Consider the following 25801-nt stretch of genomic DNA (forward strand, 5'->3'; position numbering starts at 1 on the left):
TCTTCGGAATCTTATAAAGGCTGGTTGTATTATGGAGTCAACTGCCACCGCCCCCCGTAATAAAGTCGCATTGAGCGAGCCCTTTTTGATCTTTCTTTTGGCTAGCATCCAATTCACTCATATCATGGATTTCATGATCATGTTTCCGCTCCAGGATTATTTTCTAAAGCAGTTCGCGATCGATACCGGCGTGTTTTCTTTCGTGCTTTCGTCCTATTCCTATGCCGCCGCGGCAGCCGCCTTATTGGGTGCGAACTTTATAGATCGTTTCAATCGCAAGTCTGCGGCGATCTTTCTATATTCCGGATTCATTATCGGAACGGCACTTTGTGCGGTCGCGGATTCCTTTTATTTTCTGTTGGCGGCTCGTATCATCGCGGGAACTTTCGGCGGTATGATCGGGGGGATCGTGCTTTCCATCATCGGAGACGTACTTCCGATCGAAAGAAGGGGAAGAGCTATGGGCGCGGTGATGGGAGCTTTTTCCGTGGCTTCCGTCGCGGGGGTTCCCATCGGACTCTGGATCGCTCATGCCTTTTCCTGGAATTACACGTTCGGGTTCGTGGTTGCATTGAGTCTTCCGATCCTGCTAACGGCGATCGTCTACCTGCCTAGTATTCCTTCGAAGCAGGCCAAGACAAGCGCTTGGGATTTTTCCCAATTGATTGCGGTCCTTTCCGATCGGAATCACCTAAAGGCGATCGCGTTTTTTATGTCCGTGATCTTGGGGGGATTCGTGGTAGTCACCTCGATCGCGGTTTATATGGAAAGAAATGTGGGCTTTTCCAAACAGGACGTCCAGCTGATCTATCTGATCGGAGGGCTTTGCACGTTTTTCTCCTCCCGCTTTATCGGAATCATGGCGGACAAATACGGAAAGCATAAGGTTTTTCTAAACATGGTTCTCGTTGCGATCGTGCCGATCATCGTGTTGACCCATTTGCCGAAAGTGCCTTTGCCTCTCGCTTTGCTAGTTACCACCAGCTTTATGGTCTTGGTTTCCGGAAGAATTATTCCGGCGATGGCCTTGATGACCTCGGCAGTCCGACCGGAACTGAGGGGAAGTTTTATGTCCGTCAGCTCTGGACTCCAGAGCATTGCCACCGGCCTGGGAGCGACGATCGCGGGCTTTGTTCTGGTGACCCAGCCCGACGGATCGTTTACGCGATTCGATATCGTCGGTTATCTTGCAGTCGGATTCAACCTAATTGGATTGTATCTTTCCCGTAAAGTACGGATCGTTTCTTAAGACGGTCGACCTTGTACCAATGTCATCTGGATTTTGCAAAAAATTTCGGACATTTCTTGACTTTTTTAAGAGACAGAATACGTTCTGGCCACACGTAAAGGAGGTGGTTTAGTGAGTAGCGATAGTTGCAGCAAGAAATTGACCTGTGAGGTGGCTGAGCAATAGCCCAAGCCGCTTGCAAAAAAGGCCCTTTGGGACCTATTGCAATACCATCAGACCACTGGCCTTTCTGAGCTCCGAAAATTGGTCACTTTCGGGCTCTATTCGGGTACCAAAAATATCCGAGCGGATGCAGACGCTCAGAAGGTTTTAGTTTCCTTCCTTATCCTTTTTCAATTTCATTTTCGATCGAAATCCGATCACCAAAGAGAAGTTTCCGTTTCGGGCGGGCGAAGGTTTCCTGGCCGAATGGAAAGGGTTTCGAAACCGAAAGAATCCGAATCGCCGCACCGAGTAGAATATTCGGCTTTGAAAATTCCTCCTCCGATCGAAAACTGGCGAACGGATCTTCCAGAATGAAGCGTGCTTTGATTTTATCCGGTGGCGGGGCTCGAGGAGCTTACCAGGCAGGTGTTTTAAGATATCTGGAAGAAATCGGATACAAGCCCGACATCGTCTGCGGTACTTCCGTGGGAGCGATTACCGCTTCGGCCATCGGTTGCGGGCTGGATGCGAGGCAGATCGTAGAACTTTGGAAATCCATAGAAGTTCAAAAGGTCATGAAGTATTCCGTCTGGAACGATTTTCTGGATCTTGTCTTCCGACGATTTTCTCCCTTGGCGGATACGACTCCGCTAAAACACCTGCTCTATTCCCATTTGGATTTTCGCAAGCTTCGCAAAAATCCGATCCAAATCATCATTACCGCAGTGAATATATTAACGGCTGAGTTGGTATTTTTTCGGAATAAGGACATAGATATCGAACACGTAATGGCATCTTCCGCGATTCCGTTGATTTTTCCCTGGCAGTACGTGGACGGAAAACCTCATTGGGACGGGGGAATCATGGCCAACACTCCCATCTTGCCTGCGGTGGAACGAGGAGCTACGGATATCGTGGTCGTCCTTCTTTCCCCGGTGGGGGGAGTGAATATGCCTCTCCCGAGGAGTCGAAGGGAGGGCTTAGAACGGGTGTTTGAACTATCCCTCATCGGTTCCTTTCAGACTGTGATGTCCAATCTACAATACGAAAGGAAAAAAAGAAGAAGGTCCCCCAAAGGGTTCTTTCGCGAGGCGATTTACTCCTTTGCAGAAAAGGAAAATCCGGAAATTAGGATTCGAGTCATCGGTCCTAGAACCTCTCTCGGATTCGGGAGTATTCTGAATTTTTCCCAGGTCCAAGCGGATTATTTGATCAGCCGCGGTTATGAAGACGCCAAAGTCCAGTACGGAGAGGATTAAGGAAAGAATGCTGCCTGTGCACTCCTTAAACGGGAATTTTTACGATTCCGCGGGTTTTCTTTTACAATTGCGGGGAGTGAATCTTTCCGGAAGTTCTAAAGTTCCGTTTCGTCCCGACGGAACGACTCACTTCGATCAGACCTTGACCTTTTACGATCACCGAAACGTTTCCTTCGTGGGAAGACCCTTGGAAGAAGCGGAGGCAAAAGAGCATCTAGACCGTTTGAAAAAATGGGGGTTCAACTTTCTGCGTTTTCTGGTCACCTGGGAGGCGATAGAGCACAAAGGTCCGGGCAAGTACGACCAGGAATACCTGGAATACGTGGAGCGCCTGGTCGCTCTCGCGGAAAAGAAAGGTTTTTATATCTTCATAGACCCGCATCAGGATGTTTGGTCCCGTTTTACCGGAGGAGACGGAGCTCCGGGATGGACCTTGGAAGAAATCGGAATGGATATCTCCAGGATCCGGGATTCCGATACGGCCATCGTTCACCACCACCAAGGTAGAAATTATAGAAGAATGTCCTGGCCGTTAAATTACCAGAAGTACGCCTGCGCCACGATGTTTTCCCTATTTTTCGGGGGAAGGACCTTCGCCCCTCATTTGATGATCCGCGGAAAGAACGTTCAGGACTTCCTACAGGACCAGTACATAGCCGCAGTTTGCAAGTTGGCCAAACGTTTAGTAAAATATAAAAACGTAATAGGCTTCGATTCCTTGAACGAGCCTTCGCCCGGTTGGATCGGAAAGAGAAATCTAGGCGAGTTCTCCGGTTTCGGTTTCGGCAAAGTTACGACGACTTCTCCGTTCCAGGAAATGTTCTTGTCGGAAGGAAAATCCGTAAACGCGAACCTATCGTATATGCTAGGTTTTGCCGGAGTCAATTTCGGAAAAGCGAGGCTTAACGCTCATTCGGTACGGCTCTGGAAAGAGGGTAAGGGGTGCGTTTGGAAGGACCACGGGGTTTGGGATTACGATCCGAACGGGGCTCCGATGCTTTTGAAGGCGGATTATTTTTATAAATACCGCGGCCGGAAAGTCGAATTCTACTCCGAGTACATGCTTCCGTTTCTCCAAAAGTTCAAGAAGAACATACAGACGGTTCAAAAGAGATTTTTCATTTTCGTGGAAAGCGATCCTACAGGTTTGGATCTGGAATGGAGAGAGGAGGACCGACCCGGAGTGTCCGGAGTCGTAAATGCGACGCATTGGTACGACGCTTCCGTTTTGATGTTAAAGAGATTCATACCTTGGTTCGGGATTCATGTGTTCAAACAAAAGCCGATTTTCGGACGTAAAAACATCCAGGCGGCGTACGAGGATACGGTTCGGATGATCAAGGATCTTTCTTTGAAAAAGATGAGGAACTGTCCCACCGTAATCGGGGAGACCGGGATTCCTATGGATCTGAACGGAAGAACCGCCTTCCTGGATAAGAATTATGCTCCTTTGGAGTCGGCCTTGGACCGGATGCTTGTTCCTTTGGAAAAACAATTCGTACATTATACGTTATGGAATTATACTCCGGACAACACGCATAGTCTAGGAGATCGATGGAACGAAGAGGACCTTTCTTTGTTTTCTTTAGACACACCGCAGGAAGTGGATTCCGACGGAGGAAGGGCGGTCAGAGCGTTTTCCCGTCCTTATCCGATTCGGACGAAAGGGGTTCCGGAAGCTATCCGTTTCGACATGCAGACTTCACTATTCAAATATTCCTTCCGTGAAGACGGCAAGGAGATTCCGAGCGCGGAGATTTTCCTGCCTGAGATCCACTATAAAAACGAGTTCGAAGTGCTGGTAAATGCGGGCACCTTCAAATTCGATAAGAAGTCTAGAACGCTATTCTTTCGGGGGGAAAAAGGGATTTCCCATTACGGTATTACCGTTCTGCCCTCTAAAAAATAACTTTTCAGAAGGATAGGAGAGGGTAAAATGGCGGAGTTTCCATATTTTAAAGACCAAAATTCAGAGGTTTCCATGAAAAAACTATCCTTCGCTATTCTCCCTGCCCTTGTTCTAGCGGTGATCGTTTCCTGTGGTGGTCCGAAGGTTAGCCAAGCGGAATGCGAGCCCGTGGTGAACGATCTGTTCAAGAATCTCACCGAAGGCAAGTCCGCAGAAGAGATCGAAAAATTGAATTCGCTCAGACCTTCCTTATCGCCCATGCTGTTAAAAGAATGTATGTCCGGTAAATACGAACTGGGTTGCTTGAAGTCCGCAAAAGATATCCAAGCTCTCGCGGTTTGTAAGAAGTAATCTTTCCTCCGCCTTCGGACGCTCTTTTTCGGGGCGCCCGAGGGACCCTTCCTCTTTTTCTCAACGATTTTCTAATAGAAAAAACCCTTCTTCCTCCGTATAACATCCGTGCTCCCGGTAAACGCCGGAGGGATAAAAATGGATCCTTTGAGCGTAACGAATCCCTTGTCGAACGCATTTTAGGCAAACGTCCCATCGGATCGCCCACTCGCATTCTTCCTGCCGGAAGGCGGGTAGAACCCGAAGTAACGGTTTGGACTCGGGCTCTTCTCCCGGAAAATTCGGCTTTGCGATTGACGGAGTGCCGAAGCTGAGGAGTAAAATCATGCACGTGAAAATCCCGTATTGTCGCATTCTGGATTCCATGTTTTCCGGCCTGGTATAGTATCGGTCGTTTCGAGGTGATTTCGTGTTTTTGAACCGTCGCTTTTCCGTTTTTCTTTTCCTTTTCTCGATCGCGTTCTCTTGGGCTTCTCCGTCGGATCTTTTCTCTATCGATCAGGAGTATTCCGCTTGGAATACTTTACTAAAACGCAATGTAAAGAATGGGCTGGTCGATTATGTCTCGTTCAAGAAAGAGAGCGTCGGGTTGGACGGCGTTTTGAAGTCCTTTAGCCTAGTCACGGAAGCGGAGTATGCGACTTTTTCCCGGGAAGAGAAACTCTGTTTTTTGATCAACGCTTACAACGCATTCACGATAAAGTTGATACTGGATCATTATCCCGTAAAAAGCATTAAGGATATCGGAAGCATTTTGCAGAGCCCGTGGAAGCGGGAATTCTTCGAACTCTTGGGCCGACCTAGGAATCTGGATTGGATAGAGCACTCGAAGTTGAGAAAAGAATTTCGCGAGCCCAGGATTCATTTTGCGATCAATTGCGCTTCTCTAGGTTGTCCGCCTATCCTGAACGAGTCGTTTCGGCCGGGCAAGGTTTCCGAGCAATTAGCTCGAGTGACGAAGGATTTTTTAAAGGATAAGCGTAAGAACGAGTACGATTCCGGCGCAAACGTACTGTACTTGTCCAAAATTTTCGATTGGTTCCGGGAGGATTTCATCGGAGCCGGCATCGGGCCGATCGATTTCTACAACCGGAATGCGGGCGCTTCGGTTCCTGCGGACGCGAAGGTGAAATTCAAGGATTACGACTGGAATTTAAATCGCTTGCCCTGAAGAATCTTTTTTCGGGAAAAATCTCCCTTCCGTGGAAAAACGGGAAGTACCGGATGTTAGATTTTACGAGACCGTCGAAAGTTGGGGGTAGCGGCGATTAGGAGCGGAAAGCGTTCGTCTTCCGGAAATGACTTGAATTCGGTTTTCCGGATGGGAACATTGCTGAATGGCATCCCGGAGAGACTTTATGGAAACTCTTTATAGGGAATCCAGCGGGAGAATTTTCGATTTCCTATACAAGTATACTGGGAATCCGGAAGTCGCCTCCGACCTAATGCAGGATACTTTCCTGAATTTCTTCAAGAAATACGCCGATTCCGATCTCAATCGCGAACAGTCTCTAAAACTTTTGTATACGATCGCGCGCAATCGTTCGATCAATCATGCTAAAAAATTCTCCACCGTTCGGGAAACCGGAGCGGAGGACATGGGAGTGTTTCAGGAAAAGGGACCGACATTCGTTCGCAAGGCGGAACTATCGGATTTGGAATCCAGGCTAAAGGAATGCTTGGGTTTTTTACCGGAAGATGAACGTTACGCGGTCGTTTTAAAGAATATAGAGAACTACACTCTGGCGGATATCGCCGAGGTTATGGGAATTTCCGTCGCGACCGCCTCGCGTTTGGTGGTTCGTGCAACGGGAAAATTACTGGAAATCGCAAAAGAAAGACAGATCTTTCCCGGCAATTGAGTCGGGGGAAAGGGATCGATGAGTTTACGGGGATGAACGAAGAACAGGAAAATAAGATCAAGGAAGCGATCGAAGGGAAGTCTAACGAATTTTCCGGGCCGATCGAGTCCTTGCATTCCCTGATCGGAAAGTCTTGGCCCGTTCCCGATTCGGATCGGCCTTCCTTCGAGGACTTGTACGAAAAGGCGGTTCGTTCCCGTGTTATTCCGTTGAACCGTCGTGTGTGGCTCGGTTTGGCCGCCGCTCTAGTTCTTATCGCACCGATTCTGTACGTATTTAAGTTCGGAACTTCCACTCATCCGACACTTTCTAAGTCCTCCATCTTAGTCACGAAAATCACGGGTAAGGTATATCTCTCCGCGACGGGATCGACCGATCGATTGATTTTGAACGAAGGGGAGACCGTGGGCAAGGGACAGATCCTTCTTACGGACAAGGATTCTTCCGTTTTCCTTTCCGTATCGAAAGGGGAAGGAATTCTGTTGGGGTCGGCGACGAGATTCGAAGTTCTCAACGATCCTAAAAAATCGTTTTATCTCCATTCCGGAAGCGCCTTCACCCATCTGCATAAGAATCTGAAAAAAGAGGATTTTAGAATCTTCACTTCGAACGGACTCATAGAGGTCCGAGGAACGAAATTCTCCGTTTCGGAAATCGCAGGAACCGAAACTCAGGTTTCCGTGTTGGAAGGTAGGGTAGCAACGATTCGGAAGGAAGGCGGAGATAGCGGGGAACAAGTATTGGAACCCGGGCAAAGGATCCGATTGAGCAATAAGGGTTTTCAAAGATCTTTTCTTTCCTCTTCCGAGCTGGCGGAATTAGAAACGGAATTCCAACGTCTGAAGGTGGAGGATATTCCGAGAGACCCGAACAGATCTTTCTCCGATAGGGAAGAGCTTTTCAAGGAATTCCAACGATTGGAAAGGGTGATTATGACGGATAAAACCTCCTTGGAAGGAGTCATCATAGATATGGACGGGGAATTTATGTATCTCCAAACCTTGGAAAAGGAAATTCGAATTCCTCGGGATAGCGTCGAGGAAGTGATTCAAGTCCGATAGACCAGAAATATTTTTGACAAGAGGCAATTTCTCCAGGAAGCTACCTAACTAAGGGAAATGTCATGTCGGAAGTAACCCCGAATCCGTCTCAAAAACCAGAGAAATACAAAAGGCATCTTGCCAACTACCTGATCGATAAGGATTTTCAGTTACGATTCTTTCTGAATTTTTCGCTTCTCTTTCTTTTCGGATTACTTCTGACTCTGGGCTTTCTGTTTTGGACCCACTCCACCAAATACGATAAGGGTGTCGTATTTCGCCTGCGGGAAGATACCGTAAAAGTATACCAAAAAGGGTTCGAGTTCAAGGACGGAGAGGAAAAGGAGAAATTCGTGGAACGGGAGATCGCCTTGCCCGACTACGATCATAGCCTCGACATGTTTACGATCCAATTCAAAGGGATCCTTTTGTTTTCGCTATTGTATCTTTTCATGTCCGCCGCCTTCGTGATCGTCTATTCCCACAGGATGGCCGGTCCGATTTATAATATCAAAAAGAACCTAAGAGCCTTTTTGGCCGGAGAAGAGGTCGAGAAAATCCGATTGCGCCAGGGAGACGAGTTCCAGGAACTTGCCGACCTGTTAAACAAAGTCATCGATCAAAAGTCGCGGGAAAGGAAGCAGTAAGTCGCTCTTTTGAAGTTGGATTCTTTTCCGTTCCAGGAAACATCGCATTCGTTTATCATCGGAGATTCGCGGAAGATGAACGCACTCGAAAAGGAAAGCGTCCATCTCGTCGTGACTTCTCCTCCTTATCCCATGGTACAGATGTGGGACGGTCTATTCAAAAGCTGGGATTCGCAAACCGAGGATTATCTGAATCGGGAAGAAGGGAAACTCGCCTTCGAGAGAATGCATTTGCAGTTGGATAAGGTTTGGAAAGGATGTTTTCGGGTCCTGAAAAACGGCGGCATCATGGCCGTCAATATCGGCGATGCGACAAGAAATTTGGGGCAGGAGTTCCGACTTTATTCCAATCATTCTCGGATCCTTCAATCCTGCTTGAAATACGGTTTTTCCTGTATGCCGGATATATTATGGAGAAAGCAGACGAATTCTCCGACCAAATTCATGGGTTCCGGAATGTTCCCGGTCGGCGCGTACGTCACTTACGAACACGAATATATTCTGCTTTTGAGAAAAGGCGGCAAGAGGGAATATTCCAAAGCGGAATCGGAGTCCAGACGGGAGAGCGCCTTCTTTTGGGAAGAAAGAAATAAATGGTTTTCCGATATCTGGGAGATCAAAGGCGAACGACAGGTCGCGAAAGATCTTGGAACTTCCAGAACCCGGACCGCTGCGTTTCCTCTGGAATTCGCATATAGATTGATCAATATGTTTTCGATCAAGGGAGATCTTGTTTTGGATCCGTTTCTTGGGACGGGAACGACTTCGTTGGCTGCGGCGATCGCGGGAAGGAACAGCGTAGGCTTTGAAATCGAATCCGATATTCTGGAGATGGGAAAAAGAAGAATGGATCATTCCGTCGGGGTCGCAAAGGAAGTGCTCGAACAGAGGTGGAATGAGCATCTTTCCTTCTTATCTCTTCGTCGTAAGGCCAAGGGAACACCCGCCTATCTGAACGAATTTTATTCCGTCCGAGTCGTTACGAACCAGGAACGAAAACTGAAATGGGAGAAGCCCGTCAAAATCGAATGGTTCGACCCTTCCGTCTGTAAGATCGGATACGTTCCTTTTCTACCTAAAAACGGAAAAAAAAGCGGGTAACTCCGAAGTTACTTGCTTTTTTCCGGCGGATCGGTACTTAAAATTCCTCCGAAATGAGAGGTTTAAGAAGTTGGACCGCAAAAATAAGATATTGACTATAATGACTTTCCTATTGTCGATCGGATCTTCGGCAATGGAAGCGGCGGACGAAGTAGCTGTCGTTCTGTTCGTTACAGGCGAGGCGTCTTATTCCCAACACGGAAAAAAAGGAAAAGTTTCGAAGCATCTCGTTTTGGGCAAAGAGGATACGTTGGACACATCGAACGGAAGGGTGGATCTTCAGGTAGGTTCCAGCGCCGTGATCCGTGTGGCCCCTTTCAGTAAAATTAAGATTTCCGAATTATCTTCGACCTCTAAGGACAATTCCTCCACGGTGGAATTGGTTTCCGGAAAGATATTCGCGAAAGTGGATAAGAGCCCCCGCAAAGAGAATTTTACCGTGACTTCCGCCTCGTACACTGCCGGGGTCCGCGGAACGCAATTCGTAATCAGCGAAGAGCCGAAAGGGAATAACCCCCAGGCTCACGAACACTCGGATATTCCCGACGGGATTTTTGTCAAAGAGGGGGAGGTCGGAGTTTTCTCTTCCGGAGGCGGAGATTTTTCCCTGAATGCGAACGAACAAGCGGTCCAGTCGCAGGAAGGACTTTTGAAGCAACCCTTGGCGGAGTTCATGAAGGAAAAAATGAGAGTCATGGACCAGTTCAGAAGATTGAGCGATGAAAATTACCAACTCTTAAAGGAACAGAAATTGAAAAACCAGCAATTGCTGGAATCCACAAAGTCGGGGATCAAATAGCTACCAACATTTCCTGGAGGATCTGTTTGATCTTGTGAATCGTTTTGGATTCGATTTTACCGAGTTTCTTGGTTAAGCGGAACTGGTCCACGGTGCAAATTTGATCCAAAACCACCCAGCCCTCTCTCGGTTTAGATTCCATGTCCTGAAACTCGGCTTTCGGGAATAAAATTTAGGGAAGTCGGCGGATTTTTTGCCTTGGATAGCGACAGCGATATATAGGGTGCGAAGCAGTCCCAGCCTTAGAAAGACGGAAGCCGCTCCGGAAAGTCGAAACCCGCTGGGACCGGAGCGAAAGCGGAGCCCGGAATAGCGCGGTCCCGCAGGAGCGGGAGTCGCCCTTCTTTTTTGCTTGCCTAAATCAAGATATCTTGATATCAAGAAAAAGTGGCGAAAACGGGAGAAATTCTGGATTTCCAGCAAGCTGCTGGGGCCAAAACCGAAATTAGAACCAAGGAAGAGGCGCTTTCCTCAAAACATGTTCTAGCCGCTTTGAAAGCGGTTTCCGATGAAACTCGGATTCGGATCTTACTCGTTCTGTCGATTGCACCTTTGAATGTCCAGGAAGTGACGGAAGTTCTTTCGATGGGACAATCTAGGATTTCGAGACACCTGAAAATCCTCCTGGATGCCGGATTCCTGGATTCGCAGAGGGAAGGTTCTTGGGTGTATTACAAGGTCAAAGACGACGGAGTCGCACAGCATTTTCCCGCCGAGATTTTTTCGGTGATCGGACGCTACGAAAAACAACTGACTCACTCCGTACAAGACGCGGAAAAAGCGAAAGAGATTCTGAAACAGCGCGGCCTAAAGACCGCACGCTATTTCGATTTTGTCGCGAAAAATTGGGAAACCCTCCAAAGGGACGTCTTGGACCCGGTTTTGTATAGAAAGAAAATATTGCAACTTCTACCGGACTCTTTGGGTCGGACTTTGGATATGGGTTGCGGTCCGGGGGGGCTGATTCCGTATCTTCTGACCAAGAGTCGCGAGATCGTAGGGATCGATTCTTCGGAAAGTATGATTCGGGAAGCGGGCGATTCTTTTTTAAATAATCCTAATGTTCGTTTCATCGCCTCCGATCTCGAACTGTTGCCTTCGGAGTTGGATTCGTCCGCAGATGCCGCAGTCGCATCGATGGTTTTACACCATATTTCGAATCCTCCCAAAGCGATGAAAGAAATCCACAGAGCCCTGAAAGAGGACGGAACGTTCATCATCGTGGATCTGAAAAAGCACACTCAGGAATTTATGAGGGATAGTTTTGCGGATTTGTGGCTCGGATTCGAACCGGAACTCGTATCCGAATGGCTGGAAAATTCGGGCTTCGGAATAGATTCCATAGAAGAGATAGAAACTCAGAAATACTTCAAAGTATTGATCATAAAAGCTAAGAAAAAAGGAGGACTATAATGTCCACTGCTGCGCAAGAAAAAGGTTTAAACTATAAGGTTAAAGATATCTCCCTCGCCGATTGGGGGCGTCAGGAAATAATTTTAGCGGAAAAAGAAATGCCCGGATTAATGGCTATTCGTCAGGAATATAAAGGCAAGCAACCTCTGAAAGGAGCAAGAATCGCGGGATCTCTCCACATGACGATCCAGACCGCCGTGCTCATCGAAACTTTGACCGAGTTGGGAGCGGAAGTAAGATGGTCCTCCTGTAATATTTTCTCCACTCAGGATCATGCGGCCGCCGCCATTGCGAAGACAGGCGTACCCGTATTCGCTTGGAAAGGCGAAACCGAAGAGGAATATTGGTGGTGTGTGGAACAAACCCTTTTCTTCGAAGGCGGTAAAGGGCCGAACATGATTCTCGACGACGGCGGGGATTTGACCATGTACATACACGAGAAATATCCGAAGCTTCTGGAAGAGATCAAAGGGGTTTCGGAAGAGACCACTACGGGTGTGAAGGGGCTGGAAAAACTCCTGAAAAAAGGCGAACTCAAAATTCCCGCGATCAACGTGAACGATTCGGTGACCAAATCCAAATTCGACAATCTTTACGGATGCCGTGAATCTCTCGCGGACGGAATTAAGAGAGCTACCGACGTAATGCTCGCAGGTAAAGTGGCGCTGGTTTGCGGATACGGCGACGTAGGCAAAGGATCTGCCGCGTCCTTACGTAATTTCGGAGCCCGCGTCATCGTTACCGAAATCGATCCCATTTGCGCGCTGCAGGCCGTCATGGAAGGATATCAGGTTTTACGTGTGGAAGACGTGATCGAAACTGTGGACATCGTGGTGACTGCGACCGGCAACGACGATATCATCAGCCTCGAAAGTATGAAAGCCATGAAGGACGGCGCGATCCTTTGTAATATCGGACACTTCGATACGGAGATCCAGATGTCCCGCTTGAACTCCGAAAAAGGGGTCACGAAACTCGAGATCAAACCGCAGGTGGACAAATACACGTTCCCGGACGGCAAATCGATCATCGTTTTGGCGGAAGGTCGTTTAGTGAATCTAGGTTGCGCGACAGGTCACCCTTCCTTTGTGATGTCCTGCTCGTTTACGAACCAAGTGCTCGCTCAAATCGAACTCTGGAACAACAAATACGAGATCGGAGTCTATCGTCTTCCCAAGAAGTTGGACGAAAAAGTCGCGGCTTTGCATCTGGAACAGCTCGGCGTACGTCTTACGAAATTGAACGCGAAACAAGCGGAGTATATCGGCGTTTCCATCGAAGGCCCGTATAAGCCCGAGCATTATCGCTACTAAACGGATTCCGAAGGAGGGGTAAACCTTGGCATACGTAGTGACCGAGCCTTGTAGAGGCTGTAAGTATACCTATTGTGCCGCGGTTTGCCCCGTGGAAGCTTTTCGGGAAGGAGAGGATTTCGTCCTGATCGATCCCGAGGTTTGTATCGATTGCAACGCGTGCCGGAAGGAATGTCCGGCAGACGCGATTTTTCCCGAAGACGAAGTTCCTACGGTTTGGAAAGACTGGATCCGCAAAAACGACTTGGAATCGAAGACGTTGCCTATGATCCGGGATTTAAAGCAACCGTTGCTGAAAGAACCCTGCAATATTAATTCATTATGAAAAATAGATTTTCCTTATACACGAATCCGAGCTCCCAAGAACTGATTTCCCGACTTAAAGACCGTATTCTCGTTTTGGACGGTGCGATGGGCACCATGATTCAAAGGTATAACCTTACGGAAGCCGATTACCGCGGGGAACGCTTTGCGGATCATTCCTTTTCCTTAAAGGGAAACAACGATCTTCTGGTCCTTACCAGACCGGAAATCATCGAGGAGATCCACCTGAAATTCCTCGAAGCGGGCGCGAATATCGTCGAGACGAATACCTTTAACGCGAACAATATCTCTCAGGCGGACTACCAGACCGAGACGCTCGTGGACGAGATCAATCGTGCGGCGGTAAGGATCGCGAAATCCGCCATTCGGAAGTTCAAGGAAAAGAATCCTTCCCGTCCGGTGTTTCTAGCGGGAGCATTCGGTCCTACGAACAAGACTTTATCCCTGTCGCCGGACGTGAACAATCCCGCGTTTAGAGCGGTCACGTTCGACGAACTCGTGGAAACTTTCTACGAACAAGTGAGGGCTTTGGTGGAGGAAGGAGTCGATATTCTCCTTCCGGAAACGAACATAGATACTCTGAACCTAAAGGCGGCCATTTTTGCCATCGAAAACGTCTTCGAAGATCTGAAGGTTCGTCTTCCGGTTTCCTTGTCCGTTACGATTACGGACGCTTCGGGAAGGACTCTTTCCGGCCAAACCATAGAAGCTTTTTACAATTCCATCCGTCACGCAAACCCCCTTTCCGTGGGGATCAATTGCGCGTTAGGCGCCTCCGAAATGCGACCTTATATAGAGGAATTATCCAAAATCTCCGATTGTTTCATCAGTTGTTATCCGAACGCAGGATTGCCGAACGCATTCGGGGGTTACGATCAGACTCCCGAAGAATTCGGAGGCTTTATCGGGGAATTTGCGGCATCAGGTTGGTTGAATATCGCGGGCGGTTGTTGCGGTACCACTCCGGAGCACATAGCCGCCGCGGCCGCCGCAGTTCAGGATTGCGGTCCCAGAAAAATTCCGGAAATACGGGACTTCACCCGGCTTTCCGGCTTGGAACCTTTAAATCTGACTCAGGATAAGGGTTTTATTATGGTGGGGGAAAGGACGAACGTAACCGGATCCCCGAAATTCAAGAAGCTGATTCTGGAAGGAAACTTCGAGGAAGCGGTAGCGGTTGCTCTCCAACAGGTGGAAGCAGGTGCCAATATCATAGACATCAATTTCGACGAAGCCCTTTTGGACGGCGAAGCGTCCATGAGAGAATTCCTGAACTTGATCGCCGTCGAACCGGATATCGCGAAAGTTCCGTTTATGATCGACAGTTCGAAGTGGTCGGTTCTAGAAGCAGGCTTGAAATGCATCCAGGGAAAACCGATCGTAAACTCGATCTCTTTGAAAGAAGGCGAGGAAAAATTCCTGGCCCAAGCTCGATTAGTGAAAAGGTACGGAGCCGCGGTCATCGTTATGGCCTTCGACGAACAAGGCCAGGCTGCGAGTAAAGAGGACAAGGTTAGGATCTGCTTCCGGGCCTTCCAATTGCTGACGGAAAAGGCGGATTTTACCGCATCCGATATCATCTTTGATCCGAATATTCTGACAGTCGGAACGGGGATCGAGGAGCATAATAATTATGCCTTGGATTTCATAGAGGCGGTCCGCGAGATTAAAGCTCAGTGTCCCGGCGCGAAAATCAGCGGAGGCTTGAGTAATATCTCCTTTTCGTTCCGCGGAAACAATCCGGTCAGAGAAGCGATGCATGCCGCGTTCTTGTATCATGCGATCCGGGCCGGGATGGATATGGCCATCGTAAACGCCGGGATGCTGGCGGTTTACGAGGAGATTCCCAAGGAACTTCTGACTCTAGTCGAAGACGTTCTTTTGAATCGCCGCCCCGATGCGACCGAAAGATTGATCGATTTTGCGGAAACCGTGAAGGCCGGCGAAAAAGCGGACAAGAAAGAGGACGCGTGGAGATCCGGCTCGGTGGAACAAAGGCTCGAACACGCGCTCGTCAAAGGAATCGTAGAATACATAGAGCAGGATACCGAGGAAGCACGGGTGAAATACGAATCCCCTCTACAAGTGATAGAGGGTCCTATGATGGACGGGATGCGGGTCGTTGGAGATCTGTTCGGTTCCGGAAAAATGTTTCTTCCCCAGGTGGTCAAAAGCGCCCGAGTGATGAAGAAGGCCGTCGCTTATCTTTTACCGTTCATGGAAGAGGAAAATAGAAAGCGGGAACAAGCGTCGCAGAAACCCAAGTTCCTCATCGCGACCGTAAAGGGAGATGTGCACGATATCGGAAAGAATATCGTCTCCGTCGTGTTGGCCTGCAACAATTACGAAGTGATCGATTTGGGAGTGATGGTTCCTTGCGAGAAGATCCTCGAGGAAGCGAAAGCACATCGCGCGGACATCGTCGGTCTTTCCGGTTTGATCACTCCTTCCCTGGACGAAATGGTACATGTCGCTTCCGAAATGGAGAGGCTGGGTTTTCGGGTGCCCCTGTTGATCGGCGGAGCTACGACTAGTTCCGCACATACTGCGGTAAAGATCGCGGAGAAGTACGCCAACCCGGTCGTGCACGTGATCGATGCCTCCCGTGTAGTAAACGTCGTCGGCAAACTGCTGAATCCTTCCTTGAAGGAGGAATACGTAAAGCAGATCCGCGAGGACCAAAAGGCGCAAAGGGAAATCTATTTCGGAACGAGGAGCGAACGGAAACTCGTGTCTATCGAATCCGCAAGGGAGAATCGTCTCAAGACCGATTGGCAAACTTCGGAGATACGAAAACCGAATATGACAGGAATCAAAGTCTTTGACGGAAGCGTTTCGTTGGAAGACCTGGTTCCGTACATTGATTGGTCCCCTTTCTTTCAGGCTTGGGAATTAAAAGGAAGATTTCCTTCCATATTGGAAAGCGAGACTTACGGAAAACAAGCGCGCGAATTGTATGCGGATGCGCAGAGACTTTTGGACGATATCGTAAAGAATAAGCGCTATCAGGCAAAAGGGGTGATCGGTATCTTCCCCGCGAACAGTGTAGGGGACGATATAGAAGTCTACGAAGATGAGACTGGGACGAAACTTCTAACCGTCTTTCATACCTTACGCCAGCAGATTTCCAAGGACGGCAAGGATGAGCCTAATTATTGCTTATCCGATTTTATCGCTCCCAAGAACTCGGGAAAAATCGATTATATCGGCGGCTTTGCGGTGACTGCGGGTCACGGCGTGGAGGAATTCGCCAGATCTTTCGACGAGAAACTGGACGATTATAGTTCCATCATGGCCAAGGCGTTAGGGGATAGATTGGCGGAAGCTTTTGCCGAATACATGCACTTAAAGGTTCGCAAGGAATTCTGGGGTTACGCTTCGGAGGAGAATCTACCTTTGGAGGATCTGATTCGAGAGAAATACAGAGGAATCCGCCCGGCGGCGGGATATCCCGCGAGCCCGGATCATACCGAAAAACGCACGCTTTTCGATCTATTGCAGGCCGAAAAGAATACCGGCATCCGTTTGACGGAGCATTTCGCGATGTGGCCGGCCAGCTCGGTTAGCGGACTCTATTTTGCCCACCCGGAATCTAAATATTTCGCCGTGGCAAAGATCGATCGGGATCAGATCGAAGAGTATGCGAAGCGTAAGAACAAATCGGTGCAGGAGATCGAAAAATGGCTTTCTCCCAACCTTTCTTACGATCCCAAAGAGCCGGTTCCGACAGTCTAAAAAAAGAGGGCCCATGAAGTCGGAACTTTCTACAAAAAACGGATTAGAACCGTCGGATCACGTCGAGTTTCGGGAAGTCTGCGAACCGGGTTCCGAGTTTTCCTTTCACCCTTGGCTTGCCTCCGAAATTCGCAAGCGGCTCGGTGATGTCGGAGCTAGCCTGCGGGTTCAGGAATATTCCTGTGAAGATTCCTCCTGTCCCGTCAACGAAACCTGGATAGAAGTCTATGATCCGGACCTTCGTCGGCATCTGAAGACGATTCGGTTTTCGCGAAAGAAAGATCTGATCAACAAGTTGGATGTATCCCTTTCTTTCAAAAAGCAGGGAATCTAAACGGGAAAGAAGGCCTATTTAGGAAGGTTCGGGGAACTTTCCGAAAAGCTGTATTTCACTCCCAATTGTCCTTGTATTTCCGGAGTCAGCACACCGTCGGTAGTGGGAAACGGCTGGTGTAGAGGGACCCGCACGAGTCCCTCGAATCTAAGGTTTCTTGTCGCAATGGAAAATCCGGGGTTCACATAATATTCATAACCTTGGTGCCAGCCCTTGAAAGGCATGGGTGTCTCCACCGAAAGCAGGGTTCTATCGTTGAAACGTTTGATTCCGGAGAATTGGAGGAAGAAATCCATGTGATTTTGACTGGTGCTTCCGGAAAGTAAGGAATAACTGATTCCGATCGACGACTTTGCGGATTCCGGGACCGCGAGCCCGGCGCTGTTCCCCGCCATTCTCATTCCCAAACCGAATTGGATTCCCGCATTTCCCGCCGCGTATCCGACGGATACGTTCCCCGCCTGGTTGTCCAACCCGCGCGAGATATTCTGATTTCCGCCCGGAATCGGTGTGGATTGGCTCCGGATGTCCGTCAAGGAATCGAAGGTCCGACGTTCCGTGGAAGTTCCTACGTACGCTTCCCCATTTCCGGCCTTGGGCGTAGAACTAGATAAGGCCATTACGAAAACTTCCTCTTTTCCAAGGGACGGATAGAGCGAAAAGAATTCCCTTCTGCCTCGGACCATCCGCGGAGGTCTCGGGAGAACGGTGTCCATCCCGGGGATCGATTTCCAGGATTCGTTTTCGGACGGGATCAGGTCGTGCAGAAGTTTCACTTCGAACGGACTTTTAAACGTAAGAGAGGAAAAGAAGACGGTTGGTTTTTCTTTGGGTTCTTCCACCGCGGTTCCGAGCTTTGCCTTCTCCGTCGGCTCCTGTCCGGAAGGAAAGATGCCGAAGGAGTCCCAGAGGAAGTTGGAGTTGTTTTCGGCGTATAGGAAACTCAATCCGAAACAGAAAGAAAGGAAGAATACGGATGCGGGTCGTAATAAAGAAGGAGCGAATTTCTTTTTTCGAATCTTACTTCCCATTTACGTGCTCTATTTAAGATATATGACGAAGGAATCCCTCCTGCCAATGAAAAATCGGACCTCTACGTCGAAAAAACGGAACGCTCTCATGCATTTATATTACAAAGGAGTTAAAACGGATGAAAACGAAAATTAAGAGTTTCGGTGAATGCAAAATTCCTAGTCCGGCAGGTTACGAATACTATACTCCAGAGGAAGCCAAATCCATTTTCCGGACCGTTTTCGAAGACCAGGAAGATTGGACGAGATATGTCGGATCCGAAGTGGATTTTTTCGAGCAGGCAGGGCCCAGGGAAAAAATTTATTTCGATCCGAGGAATGTGACCGCCGGGATCGTGACCTGCGGCGGTCTCTGTCCGGGCATCAACGACGTGATTCGAGGAGTCGTGATGGAACTGACCTATAGGTACGGCGTTACCCGCATTTTGGGTTTTCCTTACGGTTATCAGGGCTTGGTAAAAAAATACGGAACTCGTCCGGTCGAACTGACTCCGGAAAACGTCGCCCATATCGGTGCGGACGGCGGAACCATTCTGGCTTCCTCCCGCGGAAATCAGACGGCCGAGGATATGGTCGATACTCTGGCTTTGTACGGAGTCAAAATCCTGTTCTGTATCGGAGGAGACGGAACCTTAAGAGGGGTAAAAACGATCGTCCGTGAGATCGAAAAGAGGAGAGAGGAAATTTCCGTGATCGGAATTCCGAAGACCATCGATAACGACATCAATTACGTGCAAAAGACGTTCGGCTTTTCCACCGCATTTTCGAAAGCGATGGAAGCCGTGGAGTGTGCGCATGTGGAAGCCAAAGGCGCTCCGAACGGAATCGGTGTGGTGAAGTTGATGGGTAGACATTCCGGTTTCATCGCAGTAAACGCGGCCCTAGCTTCCCAAAACGTGAATTACTGCCTTATCCCTGAAGTGGATTTCGATTTGGAAGGCGAGGGTGCTTTCCTAAACGTATTAAAGGATCGTATCCTAAAAAGAAAGCACGCAGTCATTATCGTCGCGGAGGGGGCCGGACAGAAGTTTTTCGGAAAAAACGAGGAAAGAGACGCTTCCGGAAATCTGAAACTGGGGGATATTGGAGTGTTTTTGAAGGAAAAGATCATAGAGTTCTTCAAGAGAGAACACATAGACACCAATGTGAAGTATATCGATCCCAGTTATATCATACGTTCGATTCCCGCAAATCCGGAAGATTCGATTTTTTGCGGCTTCCTTGCCCAGAATGCCGTTCACGCGGGTATGGCGGGAAAAACGGATATGGTCATCGGAATTTGGAATAACGTATTCACTCACTTGCCGATCGATCTCGCGATTCAGGAAAGGAAAGTGCTCCAGCCTACGAAGAGCACTTTGTGGCGGACTCTTTTGGCCTCGACAGGCCAGCCCGCAAGAATGACCGCCAGATCCTAATTCAGTCTGACTAGAACCAGAGTGTAATCGTCGTGCGGATCCGCATCCGCTCGGAATGCATCCGTCGTATCCAGGATCAAGTCCTTCAGATTTTCCACGGGAAGTTCTCCGTTTCGTTCGATCAATTTGGCGAGATTTTCCAATCCGTACATTTCCCTCGCCTCGTTCGTAGTCTCGCTGACTCCGTCGGTGTACAATACGAGTAGATCTCCCGGCTGGTATTCCACTTCGTGTTCTTCGATCTCGGATTCCTTGATGCCTAGAGGCATTCCTTTTCCGGAAAGCAGGACCACTTTCTTTTCCTTGGCTTTGTACAAAAGTTGCTCGTTATGACCCGCGCTGGAATAACGGATTCGTTTTTTCAGCATGTTGATACGGATCAGCATGACCGTTACGAACATAAAATATCCGGATTTTTCCTGGATGATCCGGTTTGCTCCCATGAGACTGATGCTCGTGGAGGAATTTCTCGCGACTTCTCCCGCTATGATGGTTTTGGAAAATTCCATGAAAAGGGCGGCGGCGATTCCCTTTCCCGATACGTCCGCGATCAAAAGACTGATTTCGTCTGGGTTGTGGTAGATCAGATCGTAAAAGTCTCCACCGATCTCCTTGGAAGCCGTGTAAGCGGTTTCGATCTCCAAGAGATGCATTTTTTTAGGAATGCTAGGCAAGGAATTCAACTGGATTTGGGATGCGATCTGCATATCCCGCTTGATGGAAGTCAGTTTTTCTTTTTGGTTCTTTACGAGCAGGCTATTGTAAGCTTCCGCGACTTGGTTGGATATAGTGCTGAGGATGGAGAGATCCTGTTGGGAAAAACTATCTCCTCCCTTTTTGTCGGCTGCATTTAGGATTCCGATGATTTTACCGTCCTGACGGATAGGGACGGATACGAAAGATCTTGTCTTGTATCTTTCCGGGTTTAGCAGACTCTGATCGATATCCTGCTGTCCGCGGACCAAGAGAGGAACTCCTTCCGAAAGTATTTTGTTCAGGATTCCCTGGGATTCGTCCACCAGTTGGGATTCTTCTTCGATTCCGAATCCGACCGACTTGGAAAGCTCGAACGTACCCGATCGCGGATTTCGGAAGATCAACGAAACCCGTTCCGCACCTAAGACGTCCGAAATCGAATGAACCGTCAAGTTCAGGAATTGATCCATTTCGGCGATATTCGAAATTGCCTGGGAAATCTGGAACAGGCAGTCCAATTCTCTCGCTCTGTCCTGCAAATCTTTGATCAAACGTCGGTTTCGGATCGCGATCGCGGCAAGATCCGAGAGATATTCCAGAATTTTAATGTCTTTGGAGGTAAAATCCGCGCGTTCGTTGGAATTCACCGCCTCTAGTACCCCCTGGATTTCTCCCTGGGCCTTCATCGGAACGCAGATCAGATTCCTGGTGGTAAAACCGACAGCTTGGTCTATGTTTCTGTAGATACGAGGATCGTTCGCGGCGTCGTTACTGATCACCGGTTCTAGATCGCTCAGGACGATTCCTGCTATCCCCTTTCCACGAGGGACTTTCAGTTCCGTTAGGGATTCTCCTTTGTCTCCCTTGGCCACCTGAAATACCAGGCAGTCTTCCTCTTTGTCGTACAATAGCAGGGAACATCCTTCCGTATTCAGGACGTCTTTAGTAGTTTCTATGATGATCCCCAGCAGCTCCTCCAGATCGTCCGTGGAATTGATGCGTGCGGTGATATCCGAAATTAAAGAAAGAGAGAGCTGCTTAAAACTCATGCGATCGGTTTTAGTGGTTTCTCGAATAAACGATTTTCTGTTCGGGAGAAACTGTATTCCAGCCGAATCCTCGCTCTTGTCAAGGACATTCGAACGTTCCGGCCCGATTATCTCCCGGTCATTCGATTAGAGAGCCGATGCCTCGATCGGTGAAAATTTCGATCAAAATGGAATGGGGAACCCTTCCGTCTATGATATGAGTTCTCCTTACCCCTTGGTCTATCGCGGAAAGACAGCAATCCACTTTCGGAATCATCCCTCCGGTAATATCACCTTTTTTGATATAGTCTTTTACGAGAGCGCGATTCAGACCCGTCACCAACTTTCCGTCGATGAGAATTCCGCTCGTGTCCGTCAAGAGGATGAGTTTTTCCGCCTTTAAGGCCCCCGCCAATTCCCCTGCGAAAGTGTCCGCATTGATATTTAAAGATTCTCCGTTTGCGGATTCGGCCACCGGAGAAATCACCGGAATAAATCCTTTTTCCAATAAGGAAAGGATCACGGTAGGATCGATCTTGTCGATCTTTCCGACTAGGCCCACGTCCACAAACTCGGGAGGTTTTCCTTCGATTTCCACTTCGATTTTCGTTTTGGATGCTTGCGAGAGATTTCCGTCCTTTCCGGAGAATCCGACGGCGTTGCCGCCTGCGGCGCGGATCATCGAAACGATCTGTTTATTCACCTTTCCCGTCAGTACCATTTCTACGACGTCCATCGTTGCCGAATCCGTCACTCGATGGCCGTGTACGAATTCCGTCGGAATATGCAATGTGTCCAACAGGCGATTGATTTCGGGACCGCCTCCGTGGACGATCACCGGATGGATCCCCACATACTTCAGTAAAACCACGTCCTTTGCGAACGATTCTTTCAGATCCGCTTTTGCCATCGCGGCTCCGCCGTACTTGATTACGACCGTCTTGCCGGAGTATTTCGTGATGTAGGGAAGGGCTTCCAGAATATGGTTGACCCGTTCCAAAGACTGTTCCATACCAAACAGGGAAACGACTCCGGCTTTCCTTGTCGATTCGGAAATGCGGAAACCGATTTTCTCCGGAGTTTCCGCTTCGTTCGTCCCATATCCTAGATGAAAAAATCTTTAGAATTCGATTCCATTTTGGTTACCGGCGGAAGCGGAGGTTTAGGAAGAACGCTGGTGCACAATCTTTCCGAGCAAGGATATCGGGTTTGGAATTTGGATCGGAATCCGCCCGCAAACATAGAACCGGGAGAAGTCTTCCTTCCTGCGGATTTGACTTCCGCCGATAGGATCGGCGAAGCCTGCAAAGAATTTCTGGGCACCGTTGGAGAAGGCGGGATGTCGGGGCGCCGTTTTTGCGGCTTGGTGCATTGTGCCGGTTACGGAGGACCTTACCAGGAGATCACTAAGGTTTCATTAGAAGAATGGGATATTGTTTTTTCCGTCAATATCCGCTCGGCGTTCCAGATCACACGGGAGATTCTTCCGTTCCTTGCGGAACAAAAATACGGTCGTTTGGTATACGTGGGTTCCACGCTTTCCAGAAAAGGCGGTTCGTTGTCGGTCGCCTATAGCTCCTCAAAACACGCTCTGGTCGGATTCGTAAAATCGATCGCCGCGGAATGGGGAAAATTCGGGGTCACTGCCAATTCCGTCAGCCCGGGATACATGAATACCGGTATGGGAGTGCGGGAAGATCAGGTGGACGATCATAGGAAAAAAATCGTTTCTATGACTCCGTCCGGTACCATCGCGGAACCGGAAGAGATCGCAAGAGTGATTTCTTTTTTACTCCAACCGGAATCGGGCTATATCAACGGAGCGGATTGGGCTATCGACGGGGGGATCACCGCGATTTAATTCTTTTCGAAGAATTTGCCTTGGGCGATTTCTTCGTTTCCGTTTCCGAAGATAGATCCAGGGTCAGGAATCTCTTCCGTAAATCGAGGATGTTCTGCTCCGCTTTTTCGTTTATCCAGAGTTCGCAGGCGGAAGGTTTTTGATCGAATTTGATCTTTCGTTTGAATACGTTGCCTCTTCTTGCGACGAGAAATTCGGCCTTTTGTCCGGGTTTATACTTTTTCAGAATATCTTTAAAATTCCCCGGAAGAACCCTGATCCCGTCGACGGCGATCCATTCGTCGCCTACGTTTAGATCGGTTTCCCGGATCGACTTCGAAAGGTTGATCTTATTGACGATCAACCTTCCTTTGTCCTCTTTGACTCGGAAACCGGTCTCCAATTTCGGCTTGGACGGACTTCTTTCGATTCCGATCAGGCTTAGATATTTTTCCACGGGAATTCGCGTAGGTTGCGAGATGAAGGGATCGAATTCCAATTTTAGATCCAAACCGGAGGCTTTTTTGACGGACTGGAAGAATTCCGACTTCGTAAAGCCTCTTCCTTTTCCCAAATAATATCCCTCGTAGAGTTCCCGCATTACGTTTAACAGAGATTTGTCTCCTGCCGTCTCCGAGAAGATTCTCAGCTCGAGACTTAAGGCCAGGATCGCGCCTTTCGTATAATAAGATAGGCCGGTATTGGCGAAATTGGGATCGCTCGGTCTGTTGTAGTATTTGGTCCATGCGGTAAAACTGGATTCTTCCAGACTCATCCAGGATTCCCCTTCGGAATCCTCGAGTTCCCGTACATCCTTCCAAATCTTATTCAGATACTGTTGAGGATTATAAATTCCGCAAATAAGTAGAAAATACGCGTCGAAAAAGCTCGTAATCCCTTCGGCGACCCAAAGCTCTTTGGTCAGGTTCGGCTTCTGATAGTCGAAGGGGCCTAATGCGATCGGACGGATCCTTTTTACGTTCCAATGGTGGAAATACTCGTGAGACAAAAGTTCCAATAAAGTCCGATAATTTTCTCCGTTAAACGCACCGACAGGGTCGAATTGGTTGATGCTGGAATTCATATGTTCCAACCCCCCGTACGTGCTCTCGGTCATATCGAGCACGAACAAATAGTTCCGGTTTTCCGTTCCGCCCATGAGTCGGATTTGGGTACCGACTATGTTAGACAGATCCCCTACGATTTTTTTCTTATCGGAACCGGAAACGTTTCCTAAAACGATCAATTCGAATCTGCAGGAACCGGTTTCGAAATCCAGGCTTTTCTCGTCGGTTAGCAGAATGGGAGAGTCGAAAAGTTCGTCGAAATTTTCAGCCTTCCATGTGTGTTTAGCGTTCTCTTTTTTTCTTAATCCGGTATAGCAATAACGAAAAGGAGAAAGGGTTTTCCAGGAAACCTCGACTTCCGAATCCAATCCGTCGCGGGGATAAAGAAAGGTCGCCGGAGGATGAAGTAAAAGAAACTCTCCGGTGAAATAATTCGTTCGGACGGTATGTTCGTAGCCGTAGACCAGATACGAAACCTTAAAAGGCTGCCCCTTGGAGTTGACTTTCCAAGTGTCCAGATCGATCTGCTCCAGACTCCAATCCGCCTTCGGGTCTTCCAATCGCATTTTGTGAATGGACTTCGCATAATCTCTTATTTTATACGAACCAGGCGACCAGGCCGGTATGGAAAGAAGAGTCTCTTTTTTTTTAGGATGGACTTCCATTTCCACCAGTAAGTAGTGTTGGTGCGGTAGGTGCGTGTGTAAGTTAAATCGTACTCCCACCCTTAGGTCCGAGCCGCCTTTACTATCTCGTCCAAGGTTTCGGCTACCGTCTTCGTGGGATCCACCTTTCTCCAGACTTTTCGTATCGTGCCGTCCGGACCTAAGAGGAAGGTGTCGCGAGACAAACCTTTAAATACTCGGCCTTGCCATTCCTGATCTCCGTACACTCCCAAAGGACCGCTGAGATCGTGTCGAGGGTCGGAGAGCAAAGGGAAAGTAAGGCCGAACTTTCCGATGAAGTTCTTATGACTCTCCAAAGAGTCGGAGCTGATTCCGTAAACTTTCGCCCCCGCCTTCCCGAAGTCCTCGAGATTGTCCCTATAAGAACAAGCCTGTTTGGTGCAACCGGGGGTATCGTCCTTAGGATAGAAATACAGGAGAGCCCAGGAACCGGAGGCGTCGTTAGGTAAATGTACTCTAATCCCGTCACTGCTTTCCAGAGTCACGTCGGGTAGTTTCTTGCCTTCCCATTTATCCACCATTGCCTTCTTCCTCCTCTTTTCAGGATAGTTGTAC

General features: G+C 48.7%; 23 protein-coding genes and 1 pseudogene. 17 read left to right on the plus strand and 7 right to left on the minus strand.

All coding sequences use genetic code 11. The annotated features are described in order from the left end of the window. The first annotated feature begins 31 nt into the window (after positions 1–31). From EHO61_RS05370 to EHO61_RS05385, 4 genes are all read left to right on the plus strand, one after another. Positions 32–1249, plus strand: a complete 1218-nt coding sequence (locus EHO61_RS05370; protein ID WP_135812619.1) for an MFS transporter — start codon at positions 32–34, stop codon at positions 1247–1249. Between the two features lie 515 nt (positions 1250–1764). Continuing rightward, the gene (locus EHO61_RS05375; RefSeq protein WP_135812620.1) at positions 1765–2652 is read left to right on the plus strand and encodes a patatin-like phospholipase family protein; all 888 of its coding nucleotides are present in this window, start codon (positions 1765–1767) and stop codon (positions 2650–2652) included. Positions 2653–2659: 7 nt separating this feature from the next. Then, positions 2660–4561 carry a glycoside hydrolase family 5 protein gene (locus EHO61_RS05380; RefSeq protein ID WP_135812621.1) on the plus strand — a complete coding sequence of 634 codons (1902 nt, stop codon included), beginning with the start codon at positions 2660–2662 and terminating at the stop codon, positions 4559–4561. A 27-nt stretch (positions 4562–4588) separates the two neighbouring features. Further along, positions 4589–4912: a TIGR04454 family lipoprotein gene (locus EHO61_RS05385; RefSeq protein WP_246032024.1), complete on the plus strand. Its 324-nt coding sequence runs from the start codon at positions 4589–4591 to the stop codon at positions 4910–4912. A gap of 60 nt (positions 4913–4972) precedes the next feature. Here the strand turns inward: EHO61_RS05385 and EHO61_RS05390 are convergent. Further along, positions 4973–5173, minus strand: a pseudogene (locus EHO61_RS05390) (hypothetical protein); the annotation flags it as partial. Between the two features lie 148 nt (positions 5174–5321). On the opposite strand from EHO61_RS05390, the gene EHO61_RS05395 reads away from it, so the two are divergent. From EHO61_RS05395 to EHO61_RS05420, 6 genes are all read left to right on the plus strand, one after another. Beyond that, positions 5322–6083: a DUF547 domain-containing protein gene (locus EHO61_RS05395; protein ID WP_425460331.1), complete on the plus strand. Its 762-nt coding sequence runs from the start codon at positions 5322–5324 to the stop codon at positions 6081–6083. Positions 6084–6249: 166 nt separating this feature from the next. After that, positions 6250–6774, plus strand: coding sequence for an RNA polymerase sigma factor (locus tag EHO61_RS05400; protein ID WP_135812623.1), 525 nt, complete (start codon positions 6250–6252; stop codon positions 6772–6774). A gap of 32 nt (positions 6775–6806) precedes the next feature. After that, positions 6807–7835 carry a FecR domain-containing protein gene (locus EHO61_RS05405; protein ID WP_135812624.1) on the plus strand — a complete coding sequence of 343 codons (1029 nt, stop codon included), beginning with the start codon at positions 6807–6809 and terminating at the stop codon, positions 7833–7835. A gap of 62 nt (positions 7836–7897) precedes the next feature. Beyond that, complete coding sequence (locus EHO61_RS05410; RefSeq protein WP_135812625.1) at positions 7898–8461, plus strand: methyl-accepting chemotaxis protein; 564 nt, start codon at positions 7898–7900, stop codon at positions 8459–8461. A gap of 75 nt (positions 8462–8536) precedes the next feature. After that, a complete protein-coding gene (locus EHO61_RS05415; protein ID WP_135812626.1) occupies positions 8537–9562 on the plus strand; it encodes a DNA-methyltransferase in 1026 nt (341 codons plus the stop codon). A gap of 133 nt (positions 9563–9695) precedes the next feature. Continuing rightward, positions 9696–10361, plus strand: a complete 666-nt coding sequence (locus EHO61_RS05420; RefSeq protein ID WP_425460332.1) for a FecR domain-containing protein — start codon at positions 9696–9698, stop codon at positions 10359–10361. On the opposite strand, the gene EHO61_RS05425 is transcribed toward EHO61_RS05420, so the two are convergent. After that, entirely contained in the window at positions 10354–10503 is a 150-nt protein-coding gene (locus tag EHO61_RS05425) for a type II toxin-antitoxin system PemK/MazF family toxin (protein ID WP_135812628.1), read from the minus strand. The two genes, EHO61_RS05420 and EHO61_RS05425, sit on opposite strands and share 8 nt — an antisense overlap. Before the next feature lie 302 nt (positions 10504–10805). Here EHO61_RS05425 and EHO61_RS05430 point away from each other — a divergent pair, with 302 nt between their 5' ends. The 5 genes from EHO61_RS05430 to EHO61_RS05450 are packed head-to-tail and all read left to right on the plus strand — an operon-like array spanning position 10806 to position 17480. Then, positions 10806–11774, plus strand: a complete 969-nt coding sequence (locus EHO61_RS05430) for an ArsR/SmtB family transcription factor (protein WP_167884821.1) — start codon at positions 10806–10808, stop codon at positions 11772–11774. After that, a complete protein-coding gene (gene ahcY, locus EHO61_RS05435; protein ID WP_135812630.1) occupies positions 11774–13087 on the plus strand; it encodes an adenosylhomocysteinase in 1314 nt (437 codons plus the stop codon). The genes EHO61_RS05430 and ahcY overlap by 1 nt, the downstream gene beginning before the upstream one ends. 25 nt (positions 13088–13112) lie before the next feature. After that, complete coding sequence (locus tag EHO61_RS05440; RefSeq protein ID WP_135812631.1) at positions 13113–13412, plus strand: indolepyruvate ferredoxin oxidoreductase subunit alpha; 300 nt, start codon at positions 13113–13115, stop codon at positions 13410–13412. Beyond that, complete coding sequence (gene metH, locus EHO61_RS05445) at positions 13409–17146, plus strand: methionine synthase (RefSeq protein WP_135812632.1); 3738 nt, start codon at positions 13409–13411, stop codon at positions 17144–17146. Before EHO61_RS05440 ends, metH begins: the two co-directional genes overlap by 4 nt. Positions 17147–17159: 13 nt before the next feature. Next, positions 17160–17480, plus strand: coding sequence for a hypothetical protein (locus EHO61_RS05450; protein WP_135812633.1), 321 nt, complete (start codon positions 17160–17162; stop codon positions 17478–17480). Positions 17481–17494: 14 nt separating this feature from the next. Here EHO61_RS05450 and EHO61_RS05455 read toward each other — a convergent pair whose 3' ends face one another. After that, positions 17495–18511 carry an LIC_20087 family outer membrane protein gene (locus EHO61_RS05455; RefSeq protein ID WP_135812634.1) on the minus strand — a complete coding sequence of 339 codons (1017 nt, stop codon included), beginning with the start codon at positions 18509–18511 and terminating at the stop codon, positions 17495–17497. A 119-nt stretch (positions 18512–18630) separates the two neighbouring features. On the opposite strand from EHO61_RS05455, the gene EHO61_RS05460 reads away from it, so the two are divergent. Further along, positions 18631–19929, plus strand: a complete 1299-nt coding sequence (locus EHO61_RS05460; RefSeq protein WP_135812635.1) for an ATP-dependent 6-phosphofructokinase — start codon at positions 18631–18633, stop codon at positions 19927–19929. On the opposite strand, the gene EHO61_RS05465 is transcribed toward EHO61_RS05460, so the two are convergent. Beyond that, positions 19926–21674, minus strand: a complete 1749-nt coding sequence (locus tag EHO61_RS05465; protein ID WP_135812636.1) for a SpoIIE family protein phosphatase — start codon at positions 21672–21674, stop codon at positions 19926–19928. The two genes, EHO61_RS05460 and EHO61_RS05465, sit on opposite strands and share 4 nt — an antisense overlap. A 118-nt stretch (positions 21675–21792) precedes the next feature. Then, positions 21793–22665, minus strand: coding sequence for an acetylglutamate kinase (gene argB / locus EHO61_RS05470; RefSeq protein WP_135812637.1), 873 nt, complete (start codon positions 22663–22665; stop codon positions 21793–21795). A gap of 96 nt (positions 22666–22761) precedes the next feature. On the opposite strand from argB, the gene EHO61_RS05475 reads away from it, so the two are divergent. Next, positions 22762–23514 carry an SDR family NAD(P)-dependent oxidoreductase gene (locus EHO61_RS05475; RefSeq protein WP_135812638.1) on the plus strand — a complete coding sequence of 251 codons (753 nt, stop codon included), beginning with the start codon at positions 22762–22764 and terminating at the stop codon, positions 23512–23514. Here EHO61_RS05475 and EHO61_RS05480 read toward each other — a convergent pair. Beyond that, complete coding sequence (locus tag EHO61_RS05480; RefSeq protein ID WP_167884813.1) at positions 23501–25285, minus strand: M61 family metallopeptidase; 1785 nt, start codon at positions 25283–25285, stop codon at positions 23501–23503. The two genes, EHO61_RS05475 and EHO61_RS05480, sit on opposite strands and share 14 nt — an antisense overlap. 2 nt (positions 25286–25287) lie before the next feature. Continuing rightward, on the minus strand, positions 25288–25767 hold the full coding sequence (locus tag EHO61_RS05485; protein WP_135812639.1) for a peroxiredoxin: 480 nt from the start codon (positions 25765–25767) through the stop codon (positions 25288–25290). Positions 25768–25801: the final 34 nt, after the last annotated feature.

The sequence above is a fragment of the Leptospira fluminis genome (genome assembly GCF_004771275.1).
GTDB classification, from domain to species: Bacteria; Spirochaetota; Leptospiria; order Leptospirales; family Leptospiraceae; genus Leptospira_B; species Leptospira_B fluminis.

Bases quoted from the DNA above. Each gene is read 5' to 3' on its own strand.
- EHO61_RS05370 (WP_135812619.1), top strand. From the start codon at position 32: ATGGAGTCAACTGCCACCGCCCCCCGTAATAAAGTCGCATTGAGCGAG.
- EHO61_RS05375 (WP_135812620.1), top strand. From the start codon at position 1,765: ATGAAGCGTGCTTTGATTTTATCCGGTGGCGGGGCTCGAGGAGCTTAC.
- EHO61_RS05380 (WP_135812621.1), top strand. From the start codon at position 2,660: ATGCTGCCTGTGCACTCCTTAAACGGGAATTTTTACGATTCCGCGGGT.
- EHO61_RS05385 (WP_246032024.1), top strand. From the start codon at position 4,589: ATGGCGGAGTTTCCATATTTTAAAGACCAAAATTCAGAGGTTTCCATG.
- EHO61_RS05400 (WP_135812623.1), top strand. From the start codon at position 6,250: ATGGCATCCCGGAGAGACTTTATGGAAACTCTTTATAGGGAATCCAGC.
- EHO61_RS05405 (WP_135812624.1), top strand. From the start codon at position 6,807: ATGAACGAAGAACAGGAAAATAAGATCAAGGAAGCGATCGAAGGGAAG.
- EHO61_RS05410 (WP_135812625.1), top strand. From the start codon at position 7,898: ATGTCGGAAGTAACCCCGAATCCGTCTCAAAAACCAGAGAAATACAAA.
- EHO61_RS05415 (WP_135812626.1), top strand. From the start codon at position 8,537: ATGAACGCACTCGAAAAGGAAAGCGTCCATCTCGTCGTGACTTCTCCT.
- EHO61_RS05420 (WP_425460332.1), top strand. From the start codon at position 9,696: ATGGAAGCGGCGGACGAAGTAGCTGTCGTTCTGTTCGTTACAGGCGAG.
- EHO61_RS05425 (WP_135812628.1), bottom strand. From the start codon at position 10,503: ATGGAATCTAAACCGAGAGAGGGCTGGGTGGTTTTGGATCAAATTTGC.
- ahcY (WP_135812630.1), top strand. From the start codon at position 11,774: ATGTCCACTGCTGCGCAAGAAAAAGGTTTAAACTATAAGGTTAAAGAT.
- metH (WP_135812632.1), top strand. From the start codon at position 13,409: ATGAAAAATAGATTTTCCTTATACACGAATCCGAGCTCCCAAGAACTG.
- EHO61_RS05450 (WP_135812633.1), top strand. From the start codon at position 17,160: ATGAAGTCGGAACTTTCTACAAAAAACGGATTAGAACCGTCGGATCAC.
- EHO61_RS05455 (WP_135812634.1), bottom strand. From the start codon at position 18,511: ATGGGAAGTAAGATTCGAAAAAAGAAATTCGCTCCTTCTTTATTACGA.
- EHO61_RS05460 (WP_135812635.1), top strand. From the start codon at position 18,631: ATGAAAACGAAAATTAAGAGTTTCGGTGAATGCAAAATTCCTAGTCCG.
- EHO61_RS05465 (WP_135812636.1), bottom strand. From the start codon at position 21,674: ATGAGTTTTAAGCAGCTCTCTCTTTCTTTAATTTCGGATATCACCGCA.
- argB (WP_135812637.1), bottom strand. From the start codon at position 22,665: ATGGAACAGTCTTTGGAACGGGTCAACCATATTCTGGAAGCCCTTCCC.
- EHO61_RS05475 (WP_135812638.1), top strand. From the start codon at position 22,762: ATGAAAAAATCTTTAGAATTCGATTCCATTTTGGTTACCGGCGGAAGC.
- EHO61_RS05485 (WP_135812639.1), bottom strand. From the start codon at position 25,767: ATGGTGGATAAATGGGAAGGCAAGAAACTACCCGACGTGACTCTGGAA.